General features: G+C 41.5%; 2 protein-coding genes and 1 pseudogene. 2 read left to right on the top strand and 1 reads right to left on the bottom strand.

The window, feature by feature from the left end; all coding sequences use genetic code 11:
• Both P5683_RS23570 and P5683_RS23575 read left to right on the top strand, forming a co-directional pair.
• Window positions 1-553: pseudogene (locus P5683_RS23570) on the top strand (FkbM family methyltransferase); the annotation flags it as partial.
• A 129-nt stretch (window positions 554-682) separates the two neighbouring features.
• Window positions 683-2,455 (top strand): glycosyltransferase, encoded by a 1,773-nt coding sequence (locus tag P5683_RS23575; RefSeq protein ID WP_006623874.1) that lies wholly within the window; start codon window positions 683-685, stop codon window positions 2,453-2,455.
• Window positions 2,456-2,485: 30 nt separating this feature from the next.
• Here P5683_RS23575 and P5683_RS23580 read toward each other — a convergent pair.
• Window positions 2,486-3,328, bottom strand: an 843-nt coding sequence (locus P5683_RS23580) for an RNA-guided endonuclease TnpB family protein (protein ID WP_315669492.1), incomplete at its 5' end; no start/stop codon positions are given.

Genomic DNA, 3,328 nt, shown 5'->3' on the forward strand with positions numbered 1-3,328 from the left:
AAAGTCTCAATCTGATTTTCAGCAGAAGCAGAAGGAGTTGGAAAACTCTCAGTCTGAAAGGAAGAAACTGGAAACCAAAGTTAAGGAAGTTCAAGACCAGCTTAAAAATGCACAGAATAAACAGACGGAAACTCAACAGGAACTCGATAAGTCTCGCTCGGAGTTACATGATACCAGGGAAGAACTGGAAATGGCTAACTTCCAATTAGATGAAGTACAGGTGGAACTTGAACAGGCTACATTTGAGTTACATAAAATTAAGGAAGAGTTAGAGGGTTCGCAGTCTCAACTACAGCAACAGCAGAAAGAATTGGAAGAGTCGCAGTCTCAACTACAGCAACAGCAGAAAGAATTGGAAGAGTCGAGGTCGGAAATTCAAAAACTGCGGGAACAGATACAACAGATACAGCATATACAACAGTATCAAAATATGTCGCCACCAGGACAGCCAGTACAACAGTATCAACCTGCTGTAGCACAGTCTGGGAATACATATAATGCTGCTCTTGTCAAGATGTTTGCTAAAATTATTGCTGAAACTATGCCAGACTAACATCTAAATTACCATATAAAAGGTGGGGTGGATGCGTGTTACCTAACCCACCTACTATCTCACCCAACTCTCCCAGGTGTTGACCGCTAAATTAGACGAACAGAGGATTTGTAGTATCAGTTAATTTCTATGGGAACTAAAAAAGGTCGTGTCTGGATTTTTGATAATATTCAACCTACTGTTAAGGTGACTATTTTTGCGGTTCCTAAAGCGTTTGTGGGAAGTGTGGGAATGATTCAAGATAATGCGATTACCAGTTGGACTAAACTGGTTCCGAGACCGGAAATTATCTTATTTGGTGATGAGACAGGAACCGCAGAAGTGGCTAGTAAATTGAAGGTGAGACATATTCCGAATGTCCAAGTTAACGAATATGGAACCCCTCTGCTAAATGATATTTTTAGCCAAGTACATCATCACGCTTCCCACGATATTTTAACATATATTAACTCGGATATTATCCTAACTAGCGATTTTCTCGGGAATGTTCAACAGGTGATTGCTAATTACTCTAGGTTTCTGATGGTGGGACGACGTTGGAATTTGGATATTGAAGAACCTGTGAATTTTGATAACCCTAACTGGGAACAACAGCTACATCATCAAATTCATACAGCGGGAATATTTAGCGGTATCGGTGCGTTAGATTACTTTGTATTTCCTAAACCTCTGTTTAATCAACTTCCGGCTTTTGCTATTGGTCGTCCGGGTTGGGATAATTGGATGGTGGGAGAAGGATTAAAACAAGGATATCGGGTAATTAACGGGAGTCAAACTATTACGATTGTTCACCAAAATCATGACTACGGACATCTTCGGGGAAACCGCATCGAAGCGTTTCACGGACGGGAAGCAAAACAAAATCAAGCTCTTTTACAAGGACATTTCGCGGGTAATACTGCTGATGCTACTGATTATTTAATCCCCGCGACGGTGGCTAATTCTCCCCAAATTAGTATTATTGTTTGTAGCGATAATCAGGGTATCAGTTTACCCAAAACTCTTGATAGTATCCTTAATCAAAATATCGATGGTTGCGAGATTATTGTGATTGATAACGGTTCGACGGACAACACCCCGGAAGTCCTAGAAGGTTATGGAAAATCTTTGCAATATGTTGGTCAATGTGGCGAGGGAATTGTGGCTGCTAGAAACCGAGGCTTAGATATTGCTAGGGGAGAATTTATCCTGTTTTTAGATGGGGGTTCTACTTTACTACCTCATAGTTTATCAGACCTGATAGATGCTTTTGATAATCGTGCGGGTTCACTGGAAATGGTATTCTCTGGTTGGGAAATTTGGGAGGAAAATCAGCTAATTTCGGAAGTTCAGCCTTACAATAATCTCGCGCCAATTTTGCAGGGTCGCGACGGTTTACATGGTGTCCATATCTGGATGTTAACAGACTTGTGGCGATTGGTGGAAACTGGTGCGATTTTATTCCGCAATTCCTGGGTTAAACGCTGGGGAGGGTTTGACTCGAGTCTATCTCCCCATGCTGCTACTATAGATTTATTGCTAAATTTAGCATCCCATGGCGCTGCGGGAATTTGTCTACAAAGAAGGACTATAACAGTCGAGGCTGATTATAACTTGAAACGATATGCGATCGCTATCCTTTCCTCTGACTGTAATCAACTTATTCAAAATTACTTTTCTCGTCCTACCCTACGAAATTGGATGCGTCCCCTAGAAACCCTCTGTCGCTATCAAGTCCTGGTTTGGTTAGCTGCTTTAAGCTATCACACCCAAGACAAACACCAGATGATTCAATTTCTCAGACAGTCCCGCAATTATAGTCCCTATCCTGCTCAACAAACTATCAATAATTGGTATCAAAGTTTGACCCAAATTTCCCGCGCATATAATTATCCCCCCTTTCAACTGCTCTATAAAACTTAAACAAAACCGGACATAGCCGGATATTGATGTTTATTTCTTGCTTCGTCCGGGACTGTCGGCAGCACCCCGTCCACAAGTGTAATCGTCTGAACCAGGCGATTTTTCTAAATTTCTACTGGCGTTCAAATCTCTATCAATCTTCAGGCCACAGTTTGGACATTCAAAAGTCCGACGGACTAGGGGCATTTTTTGACGATAACCGCAATTAGAACAAAGTTGACTGGATGGATAAAATCTATCGGCAATAATCAACTTTGAACCATAACGTTCTGCCTTGTAACCTAGTTGACGACGGAACTCATAAAATGAAGCATCAGCGATCGAACCCGCCAAACAATGATTTTTCAGCATACCTGACACATTCAAATCTTCAATGACTACTTGGCTGTGGTTCTTAGCCAAGAAAGTAGTTATTTTATGAATCGTGTCCCGCCGAATGTTTGCTACTCTTTGATGTAGCTTTTGAACTTTTAAGAGACATTTGGCCCAATTTTTCGAGCCTTTGACTTTGCGACTTAAATGACGTTGTAATCGAGCTAGTTTTTTGGTCGTTGCTTTATAAGCCTTGGGATTAGAGAATTGGGTCCCATCGGAGCAAGTCGCCAAATTGTTAATTCCTAGGTCAACCCCGATTCTCTCTCGATATTTCGGTGTAATTTCTGGTGTGATTTCTACGAAAAAGCTAATATACCAGTCACCTGCTTGGCGCGTTATAGTGACTTTCTTAACCCAACTTTCGGGTAGAGCCTCAAATGTAGAAACCCAGCCCACAAAAGGCAGCTTATGGCGAGTTCCTGACAACTTGAATGGTTTGCCACAATTGTCAAGGGTAAAGCTATCATGGTGGCCTTTCTTCTTAAATTTAGGATAACG

This window comes from Limnospira sp. PMC 1279.21 (assembly GCF_032349615.1).
Lineage (GTDB): Bacteria > Cyanobacteriota > Cyanobacteriia > Cyanobacteriales > Microcoleaceae > Limnospira > Limnospira fusiformis.